Origin of the sequence: Nannocystis bainbridge (assembly GCF_028368995.1) — a bacterium.
GTDB lineage: Bacteria > Myxococcota_A > Polyangia > Nannocystales > Nannocystaceae > Nannocystis > Nannocystis bainbridge.
On the sequence record NZ_JAQNDL010000001.1, the window covers coordinates 1,220,850 to 1,236,941 of the forward strand.

Below are 16,092 nucleotides of genomic sequence, written 5' to 3' on the forward strand. Positions count from 1 at the left end.
TTCATTCCGCCTGCTTCATGGCCTCGACCATGGCGTCTTTGAACGAGTCGCGCAGCTCCGTGCGCAGCTCGGGGGTCAGCTCGGAGGGTCCTTCGGCCGGTTTCGTCTCGGCCGGTTTCGTTTCGGTCTCCCCTGCATCATTGGCCTGCTTCTTCGCCCTCGGCTTGGGGGGCGATCGGCGCGGAGGGTCCTTCTGCGCTGTCGTCTCGGTCGCTCCATTCTCCGTGTCGGCTCGCTTCGTCCTCGGCTTGCGGGGCGCCTGGGGCGGAGCCTCCTGCGCCGGAGCAGGACAGGCATTGTCGATCATCTCTTGCGTGAGCTTCAGTTCGGGGCGCGCAGGCAGTCCCTCATCATGAAGGGCCTGGGCGGCTTTTTTCGCGTCGCCGAGCTTGGCGTGGCACGTGATGTGCTTCATCAAGCCGCGGCCCCAGTAAACGTAGATCGCCCAGCCGCCGCTGCTCGTCTTCAGCACGTGCAGCTCGGCGCCGCGCGACTTCGCGGCGAAGCCGTCATACCCCGCATCCACGATCGGCGCCCATTCGAGAGACGTGCCCTTCTTCGCCGGCTCCGGAGGGTGCGCGGGCGCAGGGGTTCCGGCTCTCCCCTTGCGCTCCTGGGCCGGCTTCTGGGCGGCGACCTTCGCTTTCGCGTTGGCCTCCTTCGCTTCGGTCGCCTGCTTGGGCTTGTCGTCCACCGTGTCCCCCTCGTCCTTGTCCCTCTGCTTGGAGGAGACGGAAAGGTCGCCGTTCGACTTCTGGACGATGACACGCTCTTTGCGCTCGCCATTGTAGAGGGTCAATCGGATCGTTTCGACAGTCCACTCACTCATACGAACCTTCCCTTCGCGGGTCTCGAGATGATTTGCGACGGTGCCGTGCGACGCCGATCACCGCAGCGAGGGACGACAGCACCGCCGCGCCGCCGAGGACGGCGCCCCACTTGTTGGATTTCGTGTGCAACGTCGCCTCCACGACGTCGAACGGTAGGCCGCCCTGGGGCCGGAGCGGCGGCGGTAGTCGGGCCCCGCTCTCGTTTCCGTCGAGCGGCGGCTGGGCCTTGCCGGCGAGCTGGCGGCTGACCGCGGCCCGTTGCGCCTGCGTGGTCGGAACTCCGGCCTCCTTGAGCGCGGCGGCGTAGTCACGATCGATCTCGCGCGCGGTCTCGTAGTCGACGAGGAAGCGCGACGGATGCGTGAGCAGGCGCTTTCGCATCTCCATGCAATGCGTTTGGAGCGCGGTGTTTCGAAACGCAGCGTAAATCGGCTTGTCGCCGACCGCCTCTGGCCGGACGTAGGCGCAGTCGAGACTCCGAGACAAGCGGCGGCGCTGGAGCTCGGCGACCGCGCGCAGGGCTGGGATGACGATCGCCTCGTCGGCGCGCCGGTACTGCGCGAGCAAGAGCTCACCCGGAGGCCAAGGGATGCAGGTGTGGCCGCGGGCGCCGGCGTAGCGCGTCGGCGGGGGTGCGGTGTAGACCCCTGTCTTCGGGTCGCGCGAGAACTTGCGCGGGTAGTCGCCGCTCTGCTCGCTAGCCTTGCCCGCCTGAATGTCGGTGTACAGGCAGGTGGTCCACGAGCGCGGCGTCGCCAGCGTGCCCTTGGTGAAGGTCTCCTTGGTTACGAGGGGGACGGTGGTGCCGTCCGTGGCCTCGGCGCGGATGAACCCGCCCGCGTTGGTGCCGAGACGCCACTCACCGCCGACCTCGCGTGCGAGGAACGGGAGGAGCCAGTCACCGTGGCCTTGATCGAAAACGGAGGTGTAGAGCTCAGAGAACCAGTCTCGCCAAAGGGTCTCGAGCATGACACAGTCGACTTTGTAGGCGTCGGGTCCGCCAGCAGCGATCTGCTGCCAGACGGTCCCCGCGAGCTGTTGGAGCGATGGGAAGAAGTCGCCGGTCTGCGTGAAGTCGCCGTAGAGGTGAATCAGGGTCCCGTCGTTGTAGAACCGCAGGGCGGCGTGGGCGGGCTGTGGGCGCCCACGGTATTGCAAGATGCCTGCGACACGGAATGTACCAGGGAGGCAGCCGTAGGCGTCCATCCAAGCAACACCCTTACCCGAAAAGGGCGCGAGGACCTGGCCGATGGAATTACCATCTTCGTCGACACCATCGGCCAAGGACCACGAACTGGTCTTTGTTGGAGGGCTGAAGAGGGCATTCCAGTCGGAGAGCCGATTGTCCACATTGAGAAACGTGCGGACAAACGCCTCATCCACTTTTTCATTATACTTGCGCCACGGCAGGATGGCACGCCTCTCGGACGGGACTGGGTCTCCCTTTAGGAGCCCCTCGAAGAGGGGAGCCAGCATTTTTCCAATCCCCACGACGATTCCGATGATCCAGCCCGCCACGGGTACAGCGGTCACGGCGTCGAGCGCAAGATCGACCGCCACGCTGGCCAAGGATGTCAAGAGCTCCACGGGATCCGTGGTCAGCGGGAAGGGTATCTCGGCGAGCACGCCCGAGATTGAGTCAGTCGTCTTGTCGAGCCAAGCTATCTTCGGCCAGACCTCGCTGAGGAGGTCACCAACCTCAGTCGCCTTGGCTTTCCAGTTGATCTGCATGGCGTGATTCCACGCCTGTGCTCCTGCCCGAGTCAGCAATGCTTGGCCGACTGTCTGAGCCCCGTCGCTCGTCGCCCGCTCAAGGAGCATCAGAAAGGCATCATCTGCGTACGCGTCGGCAGCCGGAAACGGGCTGCTAAAGAGGTCTGGAACGCGATCAAAGAGACGATTGTTTGGGTTGATAAGCACTTCTAATTGTACTCCTCTCCTTCACACAACATGTTGGTTGCACAAACCAACGGCGTGGCCAGGGTCTCGGGGCAGGGGTTCTCAGAGTCGCAGGCGATATGACAAACACCGACCGCACATGTGTGCTCCCTGCTTTCGATGGGCTGGCAATCATCGGACGTCGCGCAAAGCTCTTCGCAGTAACCGAAGTAGCACGAGAGCCCCGAGGCGCAGCCGTCCGGCGTGTTGTCTGCTTCGCCGATGACGCAGGGTTCGCCGAATTCGCCGGGCTCGTTCGGGGCGGGGTCCTCCTTGCAGCCGGGGACGGCGAACAGGGCGAGGAACAGGGCCGAGGTGATGAGGGTCGTGTTGCGCATGGCGGGAGCGTAGGCCAGCGCGGGTCCTCCCGTCGAGCGCGTGGCGCACTCAGCCAGCACGGGCCACCTCCACCGCGTGGTTGCGCAGGCACGGGTCGGCCGAGATCACGGCGAGCTGCCGGAGCTCGGGAGACAGCGAGCCGAGGGCTCGCAGCGTCGCTCGCCGCACCGCGAAGAAGCACGCGAAGCGGCGGTTGATGTAGTTGTACGCCGAGGCCGCGAGCCGACCGCGTGTCCCGTCGAGGCCGGCGAGGGTCAGGCTGCCTTGATGCACGTGCAGGAACCCACCGCGGCGATAGAGCTGGCCAGGCGTCGCGCGGCCGGGCGGGAACGCGGGCAGACGCGCCACGAGGGGCGCGGTGTGTGTCGTGAAGTGCTCGAAGATCGCGGCGACCTGGCGCGCGTCCTGGCGGAGGTTGCCCTCGGGATCGAGCGCGCGGGCCATGAGGCGCATGCCGTCGACCGCTGGGAAGGCCGCGCGCGAGGCCCAGCGCAGGCCGGGGCCAGTACCGTCGAGGCGGGAGTTGTAGACCCAGGGGAAGGTCCCGAGGTGCAGGACCAGCGGCGTCGTCCACCCGCAGGCGCTCTCGGCTCGCGGGGGAGGCCCCGACCAGCCGTCACCGAAGTAGCCCGGCGCGGTGTCGGGGTGGAAGGCGCGAAGCATCTGCTCGCCATCGTCGTAACAGGCTCCGGTGGGGAGCGTCGTCGGGTCGACCGAGACGCGCCAGAGGTCGCCGCGCGCGTGGACGCCGAGCTCGCGCAACACCGCCTCCTGCCCGCGCGCGTGGCTGTCCGAGAGGCCAGGGCGCGTGCGCGGCAGCCAGCGGGCGAAGGCGTCGAGGCCGGCCTGATTGGTCGCGGCCAGCCGGTCACGAACGGCTCGTAGCGGCGCGAGCGTGCCCTCGAGGTCCTGCGAGAACCCGAGTGTCTCGGCGATCGCCTGCCACTCGAGGCGGTACCAGGCGTGAACGTCCATCGGCGAGCGGAGGTCGAAGTCGCCGACCAGGTCGGCGAGCGCCTTGATCCCGCGGCCGTAGCAGTTGATGTCCGGTGTCACGCGACCTCCTTCGGCAGCGTGCCGACGAGGCCGGCGAGCACCGCGGGCACGCCGGGCCAGGCGGAGGCGTCGAGCTTGGGCGGGATCGTCGTCGCGTCCGTCAGATCGACGTTCAGCGCGATCGCGTCGGTGAGGAAGCGGGCCCGGACGTCGTGGTAATCCGAGCTGCCTCGTTCGTCCTTGAGCAGAGACGGGCTCGCCCAGCCGACCTTGATGTCGGCGAGATCGTCGACTCTGTAGTTCGCCAGGATTCGCTGCATGTACACAGCCGCCCCGAAGGCCGCGGCGCGCGGCTGAAAGACCAGTTCGGGCGGCGAGTTCAGCAGCGGCGCCCTTTTGCCGACCTCCGGGACGCCCGTCCACAGGAAGTACGGAGCGAGCAGTCCGAAAAGGCCGCCGCTCCCAAACTCCGCCGCCTGATCGGCATAGCGCAGCGGCGGGTTGCGGTCCTTGTTGTTCTTGTACGCCCGGCGCGAGCTGTCGCGCTCGTCTGCTTCGCCCGTCGCGTTGCCGTTGTGGGCGGCAGTGACGAAACGCGATTCGCGGTAAGAGATCACCGCGAACACGCGTGCCGACCCGGGGATCCGCGCGACCTCCTCCATCAGCATGAACAAGGGGCGAAGGTCCGTCGGCGTCTCGCCCCAATTGGTCGAGAGGTCGCCCTTCACATCGGTGGCCCTCGGGAGCGGCGCCAGGTCGACCACCGGCGAATCGGATGCCGGTGGCGGCGTCGAGGTCGGCGGAGCTGCGGCGCTGGCTCTGCGGCTCCACAGGAGCGAGCCGCCGATCACACCGCCGACGCCGGCCAGCGTGCCGATCATAGTCCAGAGGTTGCGGCTCATCGCGCGGCCTCCTGCGCCCGCAGGCGCTCGCTCAGCCGGTCGAGCTCCCGGGCTCGGCTCAGGCTCACCGCCGAGTACACGGCGCTCCCGGTGATGACGAGGGTCGTGCCGGCGACCAGGGCGACTCGGCCGGTCGTCCACGAGCTCGGGCTCGGCGGCTCGGGCTGTGTCGACACGCCACCGCCGTTGGTCGGGGTGACGTCGCCGCTGGCCTGGGTCGAGCTGGTTGCGTGGGCCGTCGGCTGCGCGCCAGGTATGACCCAGCCGACCGGGTGCCACCATTTCTTGATGGTGGCGATGTCCCATAATTCGAGCGCCCGGTAGAGCGGCTCCCACGCCGCTCCCTCGGAGGAGTTGCGATCGGGCAGCCGATTCGCGGGATCGGCATCGGGAGAGAGAGCCTGTCCCAGGAGCAGGGTGAGCGCCGCGGGCGGCGTGATGGTCCCGAAGGTCGGCAAGCCGACAACCACGCCACCGCCGCCGCGGGGCGTGGTCGTCCGGACCGCCGACCACGGCCAGTCCGCGGCTGGCGCCAGCTTGACACGCGCCATGAAACCGGCGCGCGCCGGCTCGCTGGCCTCGTCGTAGGCAGCGCGGAGCAGCTGCGCGACGTCCTCCTCACGCAGGAGCCGCTCGGGACCCTTCAGCGTGCGCTCGGCCGCCGACAGCTCCATGAGGCGGGCGACGCGGTGTCGATCGATACTGGCCATGGTGGTGCTCCTTGACGAATGAGGAGAGTCGCGGCGCGAACCGACTGGAATCAGTCGGCGACCCAGGTCCACTGCTCGCCGTTGTTCATGATGATCCCGCTGCGCTGAATGGCTTGCGCGATCGCACCGCCGGCGAACAGGTCGCCCGCCGCGGCGTGGAGCGTGGGCATGCCCGGCCCCTTGCGCGTGACGGTGAGGACCGCATCGAGCGGCACGATCGAGCGCGTCGGGAGGGTGATGGTGCCGACGTTGACGCTGTCGTAGATGACGTGGAGCGTTCCGAGCCACCCCGGCAGCGCCGCGCTCGCGGTGAACCGCGCGACACGGACGCCGGTGTCGCGTGCCCTGAAGACGGCCTCGGACCACTCGCGGAGGCGCGAGCCGAGCTCGTTGACGCCGCCGATGCTCTCGATCAGCAGCTCGAGCTTGACGAGCGCCTGTGGCGGCGTGAACACGCGGAGTTCGTCGCTCGGACGGACGAGGGTGAGCCGCGTGTTATCAGCGCTGGGGGTGTACTGCGCACGGATCTGCGTCGGCGCGCCGGTCCGCACCTCGAGGAACGTCTGCGGGTCGAGTGGCTGCGTGGTCAGGATGCACGCGTGCAGCATGTAGGGGTCGCCCGCCGGGACCTGTCCCCAGAGACCGGCGGGCAGCACGCCGGCCGGCGCCGTCAGCTCAGCCTCGTTCCAGCCCTCCACGAGCTTGAACACGGGCTTCTCCGTGACCGGGGTCTGGCCGTCGAAGCCGCCGCGGGTGATGAGCTTGATCTTGTTCATCGTTGGCCCTACTTCTCGCTCCCGCCCTTGCACCCGCGCTGGCACGAGCGGCCCGCCGCGCAGGAGGAGCAGCACTTGACCGCGTTGGCGTGCTCGACGTGGAGGCGGATGTTCTCGATCTGGTTCGCGTTGCCCAGGTGGCTGATGCGTACGCGCAGCCGGTTGTTGCCGCCGATGCAGCAGTGTTCGCCCATCGCCAGCGGGATCGGCAGCTTGCCCTCGCCGATCACGGTGTTGTCGTTGTTGTAGATCTCGCTGCCGTACTGAATCGCGTCGAGCGGCTCGGTGTCCACGAACCACTCGATCCGGATGTCGTCGTGGTTGTTCGCGTTGTTGGCCAAGCGGTAACGAAGCACGTAGCAGGCCGTGGGCCATGGCGGGTAGGCGGCCTGGGACAGAACGACCGACGAGCCTGGCGCCAGCGGGATCTGGCCCTCCACTACCTGATCGATGTTGGTGCGGCCGCCGCGGTAGAACCGAGCCACCGTGATCGGCGCGTACAGCAAGTTCTCGCAGCCGATCTTCGGCACGCCCATGCCGCACGCGGGCAGGTCGCCCTCGGTTGTCGGCAACGCGCCAACGCCGCCCATGCGCGCGAGATTCTGCGCGATCTCGACGCTGCCCATGCGCACGAGGTTCTCGGCGATCTCGCGGCCGAGCAGCTTCACAGTCTCTTGTTTCTCGATATCCATCGTATCTCCTGATTGTGCGTAGAGTGATCCTGTCCCTCATCCGCACGGGACGAGGGATGATTGTGGTGATCTTGTAATTGTCAGATTACGCGCGACACGAGTCGCCGGTCATGCGAACGCCGAGGAGCTCCGCGAGACCGTCCGTGGTGGAGCGAGCGTCGGCCGCCGGGGCGCCAGTGGCGATGCTGGACGCCGCGGGTTGCTGGCGGCCCGTCAGCTCGAGGAACTGCTCATCCGCGGTCCGTGGCGTGGACAGGCTGGGCATCTGGGACGCACTGCGGACCTGGGTCGTTGTGGGGGCCTGCGCTTCAGCGACAAGCACGGGGATGGCGTGAGCCGACCACGTGAACACGAGGACGTGGCCCTCAGCCAAGTCGCGCGCGGCGTCGGTCGGGACCTCGAGCTTGATTTCGAGGCCGTCCGCGTCGACTGCATGCACGAGCACTCGTGCGGAGTGTCCGCGCATGAGCTCCCGGATCCGTGCGACCTGGGTTCTCACGCGCCGCCCCCCTGACCCGGCACCAGGCGGGTGTACGCGAACGTGCTCGCCGCATAGGCGGCGCCGCCGACCGCGATCGTGGCGCGGGCGACGAGGCTGACGTCGGCCGCGGCCGCGGCGATCACGGCGATCACGCCCGCTGCTGCGAGCGGCGGGACCGGCCCGACGCGGACGTCGAGGGTCTTCTGCGCGATCATGCCGGTCGCCACGCCAGCCGCCCCGCTCGCCGCGAGCATCAGGACCTCCTGCCATCGGCCCCGGCGGAGCTGGCCGACCATCGCCGACGCCTCGGTGTCGGTGCTCGCGCGCCGGATAGCCTGGGCGGTGTCGAGGTCGTGCGCGGCGTAGTAGTGATCGATGATCATCTTCATCGCCTTGCCCATGCCGCGCTCCTCCATGCGGAGGCTCTCGCCGGGCGTCTGTGGTGATTCTGCCATTGTCTTGATCCCCTCCCTCTACGATGGTTGGCCGCCGATGTTGCTAAAGCCGGCGATGAGGTCGCTGGTGGTGATGCCCTCGGCCTCGGGCTTCTTCCGGCCGAACTGAGCGGCCCGGAAGGCCGCGTGCTCGGCCGCGGCGGCGATGTGCAGGCCGCGGTCGAAGGTGTCAATCTCCTTGAGCGCCTCCCGGTGCTGACGGCGCTGGTCGGAGCACTCCTTGGAGTATTCGCGGAGGTCCTTCATCTGCTCGTCGAAGAGTCGTCGCGTGTTGGCGGCGGCGGCTTCGAAGGTCTGGAGCTGGAGCTGCGTGAGCGCGGCCAGGCTGCCGTGCATGAGCTCCGTGAAGGTCTTGAAGTCACCGAGTTGGAGCGCCATCGAGGCAGGCGCAGCCGCGGGCGCCTCTGCGGGCATCGTCGCGGTCTGCGGCGCCGTTGCGTCTGCTGGCGCAAATCGCCGTGCGAGCGCCGCGGTGTCGATGAGCTCGCCCTCCATGTAGATGCTCGCGTCCGAGACCCCGAAATGCCACCCGAGGATGAACGACGGAGCGGCATTGAGCTCCACGTCGACGTCGGTCACGAGCTCGTCGCTCACCAGCACCACGATCCTCGCCTTCGCCACCATCGCTGACCTCCGGATTGAAGCTGAAACACCTCGTCCGTGTGAGTCAACCAGTATTTTTTGACAATCGACTGCTCGCATTCGTGCATCGGCAATTCGAGGGTGCGCGGAATGCCATCGGGAATGTGCCGAGCTCGATTGATTTCGCTCATTATAATCGATGCATCGTCCGATCATCGACGCGACACCCAGGGTCTACCGGCCAGCGAACCGGTGGCATAGCCACGTTATCCTGGGCGTGACGGCGATCCTAGAGCCGTGAAGCGTCAGGCGCCGGAACGTCGGCTACGCGGGTCCTGCACGACGATCCAGGATTTTTGACGTGACTGACGAGTCGTGTACCGTGCTCGCGTCGACTGGTCGCAGGTGTCCGAGAAGGCCAAACAACTGCTCGATGCATGGTGGCGTGAATACGAAGCCTGCAAGCGGGGCTGCGATTCACTGGTGCTCGGCGAGCACGTGCGTGACGGGCGAGTGCATATCCATGGCGACGTCCGATCGGACTGCGCGATGGTCTATGTCCACCCGTCCGGCTGCGTGACGCCGGTCGTCCTCGGCGACCACCGCGCGTGCATGGCCGCCTGCTGGCACGTGAGCGCAGCGGAGATCGAGATGTGGGACCGGGCGAAGCACCCGCCGCCCGCCGTGTGCATCGGCGGCGTCGATCGCCTCTTCACGCCGCTGCGGGGCCGTGTCGTGGTCGGCGCCGTCGAGGATGGGACGGCCGTCGTGTTGCTCGGCTTCCTCGGCACGCGCTGGGCAGTCGCGTACTGCGAGCCCGGGCGGCTGGAGTGGATCACTGCTGGCGACCGGCTCGGGACCCTCGACCTGGACGTGTGGCGGGTGATGCACCCGCGCCCGACGCCGGCATCGCCGCGGAAGTCGTCCGCGCCGCCGCCTCGGCCCGATCCGCAGCTCGACAGGATCCGCGAGCTCCACCGCCGTGTGCGCGGAGACTTCGGCGACGACGATCCGGTGACGGAGATCGGCGAGGTCGTCGTGAAGTGCCTCGAGGCCCAGGTCGAGCGCGTGCCTTGCGACCCGCTGCGTGAGCGCCTGGACTTCCTCGTCGATCTCATCGTCGAGGCGGGCCGCCGGGGCCTCCGCGCCGATCCGGTCGGCACCAAGAGGGAGCTCGCGGAGATGTTCTCCAGGGTGCTGAGCCGGGTCATCACGCCAGCGGAGCTGGGGGAGGCGCTGCTGGCCGCGCGGGAGCTGGGCTGCTGCTTCGTGTCACTTCATGGGCGCACGTGGACGCTTCGGCTGTGCGAGCTCGTCGATCTGCGATCCGAGTTGCATCGGCGCCTGCTCGAGCAATCCGTGTCGGGTTTCGTGCTCGGGCGTGCGTCACGCGGCGTGCGAACGCCGCCACCCACTGCACAAGCCACGAAGATGCAGCCGGCGCCGACAGACGCCGGGCCGGCCGACAGTTCGGCTCCGACCTCGGCCACCGCTCTGCCTGCGGATTGGCTCGGTCTGATCACGAGCCTGTTGTTGGTCGCGAACCTGTTCGCGGCGACGCTCGAGCAAAGGACTAACGAATGCACCGAGTTTCGTGGGCAGGCGCAGCTCGGGCACTTGTCGCTGAAGCAGGTCCACGACTGCCGTGAGGTCGAGCGCGAGAGCTGGGCTGCGGAGCGCGAAGCGCTCGGGGGGCAGGTCGACGCGCTCCGTGCGGAACTCGCCGGGTTGCGGGCCGCGCGGGAGGCCCAGGCGGGCCGGGAACGGGAATTCTCTGGGCAGGTCGACGCGCTCCTTGCCGAGCTCGCCGCGGTCCGGGACGAGTTGGACGCTGCGGACCTCGAGATCGATGCGCTGCGAAGACGCCAGGCCGAGGCCAGCGCGGCTCACGAGAGGCTCGCCGGATGTGTCGAGCGCGCGAGAGACTCCCGGCTTGCGGCGGCAGGGACGGCCGCTCGGTCGGACGACAGCGCGACCCGACCGGCCATGGCGATGAACCTCGGCGCCGGCCCTGCGATCGCACACACCTCGCCTCGCGAACCGGAGGTTGCGACGAACATCGAGTACAACATGCACGAGTTGGGCGCGCACGGGCCTCGCGGTCCTCCTGCATCGCCAGGGTGCTCACCGAGCCGTAGCGACTCTCCGCGCTGACCTGGCCTCACCGGGGACGTGCTGTGTTGCATGCGGAATATCTGGTGAATGCGTGAACAAAGCCGCTCACACGCCGCAGGATGACTCTGGCGTCCAGTCTGGGACACCCTCGATATCATCGGGATTCCTCCAGACAATCTAAAAGACTCGAGCAGTCGCTCGCCAAGTTCGCACCGCCTCCGGGCTCGACGCCGGGGGCGGGGCCGACGACGAAACCGAAGCTCGGGGACCGGGCGGCGTCGGTGGGAATCCCTGCGCCGCCGGATCTGCTGGTCAGCGAGGCACGCGCGCGTGTGGGGGCGCCATCTCGAGCCCGTGCCGCCACCACGGGTGGAACCATGGGTCCGCTCGAATGGTCGAGCTTGCTGGCTTTCACGATGGAGGTGCATGCTCGACGGCTGACCGTCACAACCAAGATCGTCACGCAGCCGCCACCCGCCACGACGGTTGTCAAACCGCGGCGGCGCGGCGAGGATGCAGGCTGATGCACGTGCTCATCGTGGATGACGACGAGGAGACGCTCGAGCTGGTGGCGAGTACGCTGCGGCGCGAGGGGCACCGCTCGACGCCGGCGACCGGGCCGGAAGAGGCCTTGCGGGCGGTCGCCGCGGGCGAGTTCGACGTCATCGTCCTCGACGTCATGCTCGGCCAGGCCTCGGGTCTCGAGCTGTGTGCGGAGCTGCGCCGACGCGAGGTCCAGGCGCCGATCCTGTTCCTCAGCGCGCGGGGCACCGTCGGCGCTCGCGTCGACGGACTCGACGCCGGGGGCGACGACTACTTGCCCAAACCCTTCGCGGTGCGCGAGCTGTTGGCCCGGATCCGGGCCCTCGGGCGACGCGGGCCCAGCCTGCGGCCGTCCGTGCTCCGCGCCGGCGAGGTGCTGCTCGACTTCACCGCCCGCAAGGCCTTCGTGGCCGGCCGCGAGGTGCCGGTCACGGCGCGCGAATGGGACGTCCTGCGCGTGCTGGCGGATGCCCGCGGTCGCGTCGTCAGCTTCGACGACATCCTCGAGCGCTCGTGGGGCGAGGTCTCCGAGAAGACGCGGGCCAGCCTGGAGGTCATCATGTCGCGGCTGCGGCGCAAGCTCGACGCCGGCAGCGAGCGCGGGCTGGTCCGGACGGTTCGCGGCTTCGGCTACGCGCTGGAGCTCGAGCCATGAGGCGGCGCGTGTCCGTCGTCCAGACGGTCCTGAAGGCCTACCTGGTCAGCGTGATCGCGTTCGCCGTGGCCACCGTCGCCGTCGGCAGTGCGGCAATGCTGGTGATCATGGTCCGCCGCGACGACGCGCACGCGACCGCGCTGGCGCGCACCCTCGGCACCGAGCTCCGCGATCACGAGGCCGATCCGCGGCCCGAGAAGGACGCGCTGATCGCCCCCGAATTGCAGGCCGAGCAGTGGTTCGGCCGCCGCATCGAGGCCTGGCGCGGCACCGAACGAATCGGCGGGCCGAGCGCGCGCGGCGTCCTGGCCGGCTGGGTGGGCGAGCAAGGCTGCCGCCAGGTCGAGCTGCAGGGGACGTGGTCGCGGGTCTGCGCAATCGAGACGGACGCGGCGATCACGATCGTGGTCGCCTCGCCGCTGGCCGCGATCCTCGCCGACGTGGTGCCGCTGATCGGGGCGATGATCGTGACGGCCCTCGCGGTGACCGTGGCCCTGTCGATCCTCGGCCGCGGCTGGCTCCGTCGCCGCCTGTCGCCGCTCGCGGAGTTCGAGCGCCAGATCGGCGGCTTGCAGGTGCTCGATCGCAACCAGCGGATCGAGAGCGACTGGGGCGTGGCCGAGGTCGACACCCTGGCCTCGACCCTCAACTCGCTATTCGAGCGGATCCAGCGGTCGGTCGAGCGCGAGCAGCGGTTCGTCGCCGACGCCGCGCACGAGCTGCGCACGCCGCTGACGCGCCTGTGCGGCCAGCTCGAGCTGGCGAGCGAGGAGCTGCCCGTGGGCTCCGAGCTCCACGACCGGGTCACCGCGGCCGCGCGCACCAGCCAGGAGCTCGGCCGGACGATGGAGATCCTGCTAGCGCTGGCCCGCAACCAGGCCATCACCGGCGAGGCCGTCGACCTCGACGAGGTGGTCACTGCCTGCGTCGCCTCGCTTCCGCCCGCCGAGGCCGCCCGCGTCCACGTCCGCCGGGGCGAGCCGGCGATCGTCCGCGGAGACGAGCTCCTGCTGCGCCTGGCGTTGGGTAACCTGCTGGACAACGCGCTCAAGTACTCGCCAGGCGCCGTCGAGATCGGCACGTACGCCGGCGAGGACGAAGCCGTCGTGCAGGTCGACGACCATGGGCCGGGCCTGTCCGAGGCCGACCTGACCCGGATCCGCACGCCCTTCGTCCGCGGTAGCAACCATGCGCGCCGCGTCCGCGGCGCCGGCTTGGGCCTAGCCCTCGTCGAACACGTGGCCGCGCTGCACCGCGGCGCCCTGGGGCTGGCCAACACCGGCGACGGCCTCCGCGCCACCCTCCGGTTCTCATCGTGGCGCTCTTCCGCGTTAGGCGACGGTTAAGCCTATACGTGTAGCCTCCGTCGCGGTGACCCGGGCGACGACCTCCACGCGCGCATATCACGAGCGGCGTTCGCCTGGGCGCAGCGAGTTTCAGCAGCGACGCGTTCGCCGGGTCGCAGCGAGGTTCCGGCAATGACACGTTCGTCGGGCCGCGAGCTGCCCGCGGCGACACGGTCGTGGAGCCGCAGCGAAGTCCTTACCGCGACGCGACGGCTCGGGTGGGCGGCCGCGGTGCTGCTGGTGATCGGATGCGCTCAATCCCGCTTCGACCGTGAGTGGGTCACGGGCGAGCTGGCGGACCGCGTGCCGGGCGTCGTCGTCGGCGCGCCGGAGGCGGGACAGGAGCCGACGCTGCCGGTTGGTGTCTCGCTGGCTGACGGCCTCGACGAAGGCGAGGCCGTCAGCGTCGCGCTGTGGAACAGCCCCTCGTTCCAGGCCGACCTCGCTCAGCTGGCGGTCGCCCGCGCCGACCTGGCCGACGCCGGGGCCCTGCCGAACCCGATGTTGACCATGCTGTTCCCGCTCGGGCCGCATCAACTGAGTGGGTACCTGCTGGTCCCGCTCGCAGCGCTGGCACAGCGCCCGGCCCGCGTCCGGGCTGCCCAGCGCGACGTGGAGCGCGTCGCCGACTCTCTAGTCCAGACCGGCCTCGATTTGATCCGGGACGTCCGGCTCGCCCACGCCGACGCCGCCGCCGCCGCCGAACGGGGCCGGGCCCGGGTGGAGCTGGTGGGCCTGTGGACGGAGAGCGAGAAGCTGGCCCAGGCGCGCGTCGACGCCGGGGACACCAGTCGGCTCGAGCGCGACGCGATCCGGGCCGAGGCCCTCCTGGCCGCCGACCTGGCCGCGCGCGCCGAGCACGACGCGGCGCTCGCCCGCCTGCGCTTGCGGCAGCTCCTCGGGGTGACGAGCGCGACGTTGCCCGACGACACCCCCGTGATCGCCGACGCTGGAGCGCTGCCGAAAGACCCAGACGGGCTCATGCGCGAGGCGCTGGCGGCCCGCCCCGACCTCCGCGCCGCCGAGCTGGCGGTCGAGGCGGCCGGCAAGCGCCTCGGGCTCGAGCGGGCGCGGATCTTCCAGGGCCTCCTGCGCGTCGACGGCCAGCTCGACGCGCAGGGCTTCCACCCGTCGCTCGGCTTTCACCAGATCGAGCTGCCGATCTTCAACTGGAACCAGGGCGGCCGCGCGCGGGCGAAGGCGGAGCTGCAGCGAGCGCTGTGGCGCTACGCCCAACTGCGGCAGCAGATCGTCGCCGAGGTCGCGACCGCGGAGCTCCAGGCCCGCCTGGCCCACGAGTCGCTGACGCGCTGGGACGAGCAAGTGCAGACGCTGACGCGTACGGTCGCCGCCGCGACCAGCAGTTTCCGCGCCGGGTCCGACTCCTACGTCGTCGTCCTCGACGCCAACCGCCGCCTGCAGGACGCGCGGATACGCGAGATCGACCTCCGCGCCGATCTGCGCCGCGCCCTCGCCCAGCTCGACCGCAGCGTCGGCCGCCGTCTGACCCCGCCCTCGACCTCCTCCTCCGCTCCCCAGGGAGCCCAAGGGACCGGCGATGCCGCGACCCGCCCATGAATCGATCGCAGCGCTCGCGGTCGCCTGCTGCGCCTGCGGGGCGCCGCAAGCCGCCCCGCCGGCCTGCCCGCTGCCCGTGCAGACCCGCGCCCACGGCGACGAGCAGTCGCTGGCCGCGGTGACGCTGACGCCCGAGGCCGAGGCCCGCCTCGGGATCACGCTCGCCGCGGCCGAGCTGCGCCCGATGCCGCCGGTCCGACGCCTGCCCGGCGAGGTCGTCGCCCGACCTGGCGGGACCGTGATGCTGACCGCGCCCGTCCCGGGCCTCCTGCTCGCACCCGGCGACTTGCCGCGGCCGGGCGAGATGGTCGCGCACGGCCAGGCGCTCGCGCGGCTGGTGCCGCTGGCGGCCGTCGACCGCGACCTGCGGGCTCAGGCGCAGAGCCGGGTGGCCGCGGCCGAGGCCCGACTGCTGGCGGGAAACAGCCGGGTCCAGCGCGCCGAGCGTTTGATCGAGAGCGGGGCGGGTAGCGAGCGCGCGGCCGAGGACGCGCGGGTCGAGCGGGACATCGCCGCCGCCGAGCTCACGGCGGCGAAAGCTCGCGTGCGGATGATCGACCGCACGCCGCTCTCCTCCGACGTCGCCACCACCCTGCGCGCGCCCATGGCGGCCGTGGTGCGCCAGGTCCTGGTCGCCGAGGAGCAGGCGGTCGCCGGCGGCGCGCCGCTGCTCGAGCTCGTCAGCAGCGAGCCGCCGTGGGTCCGCGTGCCGACTGTCGCCGCCGAGCTCGGGGCCTTCGACGAGACGACTGCCGAGGTCACGCCGCTCGGCCGCCCCGCGACGCCCGTCGCGGCCCCGCGGGTCGTCGGCCCGCCGACCGCCGATCCGCTGGCCGGCACCGTCGATCTGTATTTCGCTCTCCCCGCCGCCGGCGAGTTCCGCCTCGGCGAGCGCGTCGGCGTCGACCTGGCGCTGCGGCGCGAGGCCGAGGCCCTGGTCGTCCCGCGCGCGGCGATCGTCCACGACCTGCACGGCGGCGCGTGGGTCTACGTGCCGGCCGGCGCGCACCGCTACGATCGCCGGCGCGTCGAGCTGTCCCGAGTGACAGGTGACCTCGCGCTCGTGGCCCGCGGCCTCGCGGTCGGCGACGCGGTCGTGGTCACCGGGGCGGTCGAGCTGTACGGCAGCGAGTTCGGGGCGGGTCACTGAGGTT

General features: G+C 69.9%; 17 protein-coding genes. 6 read left to right on the top strand and 11 right to left on the bottom strand.

From position 1 onward, the window contains the following. Window position 1: 1 nt before the first annotated feature. From POL25_RS04805 to POL25_RS04855, 11 genes are all read right to left on the bottom strand, one after another. The gene (locus tag POL25_RS04805; RefSeq protein ID WP_272084645.1) at window positions 2-829 is read right to left on the bottom strand and encodes a hypothetical protein; all 828 of its coding nucleotides are present in this window, start codon (window positions 827-829) and stop codon (window positions 2-4) included. Next, entirely contained in the window at window positions 822-2,561 is a 1,740-nt protein-coding gene (locus POL25_RS04810) for a hypothetical protein (RefSeq protein ID WP_272084646.1), read from the bottom strand. The genes POL25_RS04805 and POL25_RS04810 overlap by 8 nt, the downstream gene beginning before the upstream one ends. Before the next feature lie 191 nt (window positions 2,562-2,752). Continuing rightward, a complete protein-coding gene (locus tag POL25_RS04815; protein ID WP_272084647.1) occupies window positions 2,753-3,106 on the bottom strand; it encodes a hypothetical protein in 354 nt (117 codons plus the stop codon). 49 nt (window positions 3,107-3,155) lie between these two features. Then, window positions 3,156-4,163, bottom strand: a complete 1,008-nt coding sequence (locus POL25_RS04820; protein WP_272084648.1) for a hypothetical protein — start codon at window positions 4,161-4,163, stop codon at window positions 3,156-3,158. After that, window positions 4,160-4,984 (bottom strand): hypothetical protein, encoded by an 825-nt coding sequence (locus tag POL25_RS04825; RefSeq protein WP_272084649.1) that lies wholly within the window; start codon window positions 4,982-4,984, stop codon window positions 4,160-4,162. The genes POL25_RS04820 and POL25_RS04825 overlap by 4 nt, the downstream gene beginning before the upstream one ends. Before the next feature lie 17 nt (window positions 4,985-5,001). Next, window positions 5,002-5,715: a hypothetical protein gene (locus POL25_RS04830; protein ID WP_272084650.1), complete on the bottom strand. Its 714-nt coding sequence runs from the start codon at window positions 5,713-5,715 to the stop codon at window positions 5,002-5,004. Between the two features lie 50 nt (window positions 5,716-5,765). Continuing rightward, window positions 5,766-6,491 carry a hypothetical protein gene (locus POL25_RS04835; protein WP_272084651.1) on the bottom strand — a complete coding sequence of 242 codons (726 nt, stop codon included), beginning with the start codon at window positions 6,489-6,491 and terminating at the stop codon, window positions 5,766-5,768. An 8-nt stretch (window positions 6,492-6,499) separates the two neighbouring features. Beyond that, window positions 6,500-7,183 carry a hypothetical protein gene (locus POL25_RS04840; RefSeq protein ID WP_272084652.1) on the bottom strand — a complete coding sequence of 228 codons (684 nt, stop codon included), beginning with the start codon at window positions 7,181-7,183 and terminating at the stop codon, window positions 6,500-6,502. A gap of 85 nt (window positions 7,184-7,268) precedes the next feature. Beyond that, window positions 7,269-7,628, bottom strand: a complete 360-nt coding sequence (locus POL25_RS04845) for a hypothetical protein (protein WP_272084653.1) — start codon at window positions 7,626-7,628, stop codon at window positions 7,269-7,271. Window positions 7,629-7,678: 50 nt separating this feature from the next. After that, on the bottom strand, window positions 7,679-8,119 hold the full coding sequence (locus POL25_RS04850; protein WP_272084654.1) for a hypothetical protein: 441 nt from the start codon (window positions 8,117-8,119) through the stop codon (window positions 7,679-7,681). 18 nt (window positions 8,120-8,137) lie between these two features. Continuing rightward, window positions 8,138-8,743, bottom strand: a complete 606-nt coding sequence (locus tag POL25_RS04855) for a hypothetical protein (RefSeq protein ID WP_272084655.1) — start codon at window positions 8,741-8,743, stop codon at window positions 8,138-8,140. Between the two features lie 363 nt (window positions 8,744-9,106). On the opposite strand from POL25_RS04855, the gene POL25_RS04860 reads away from it, so the two are divergent. The 6 genes from POL25_RS04860 (at window position 9,107) to POL25_RS04885 (ending at window position 16,088) form a co-directional block, all read left to right on the top strand. Then, complete coding sequence (locus POL25_RS04860; RefSeq protein WP_272084656.1) at window positions 9,107-10,855, top strand: hypothetical protein; 1,749 nt, start codon at window positions 9,107-9,109, stop codon at window positions 10,853-10,855. Window positions 10,856-11,193: 338 nt separating this feature from the next. Next, window positions 11,194-11,340 carry a hypothetical protein gene (locus tag POL25_RS04865; protein WP_272084657.1) on the top strand — a complete coding sequence of 49 codons (147 nt, stop codon included), beginning with the start codon at window positions 11,194-11,196 and terminating at the stop codon, window positions 11,338-11,340. Continuing rightward, window positions 11,340-12,014, top strand: a complete 675-nt coding sequence (locus POL25_RS04870) for a response regulator transcription factor (protein ID WP_272084658.1) — start codon at window positions 11,340-11,342, stop codon at window positions 12,012-12,014. The genes POL25_RS04865 and POL25_RS04870 overlap by 1 nt, the downstream gene beginning before the upstream one ends. Before the next feature lie 8 nt (window positions 12,015-12,022). Beyond that, a complete protein-coding gene (locus tag POL25_RS04875; protein ID WP_272084659.1) occupies window positions 12,023-13,360 on the top strand; it encodes a sensor histidine kinase in 1,338 nt (445 codons plus the stop codon). Window positions 13,361-13,492: 132 nt separating this feature from the next. Further along, window positions 13,493-14,938 carry a TolC family protein gene (locus tag POL25_RS04880; RefSeq protein WP_272084660.1) on the top strand — a complete coding sequence of 482 codons (1,446 nt, stop codon included), beginning with the start codon at window positions 13,493-13,495 and terminating at the stop codon, window positions 14,936-14,938. Further along, a complete protein-coding gene (locus POL25_RS04885) occupies window positions 14,919-16,088 on the top strand; it encodes an efflux RND transporter periplasmic adaptor subunit (protein ID WP_272084661.1) in 1,170 nt (389 codons plus the stop codon). The genes POL25_RS04880 and POL25_RS04885 overlap by 20 nt, the downstream gene beginning before the upstream one ends. Window positions 16,089-16,092: the final 4 nt, after the last annotated feature.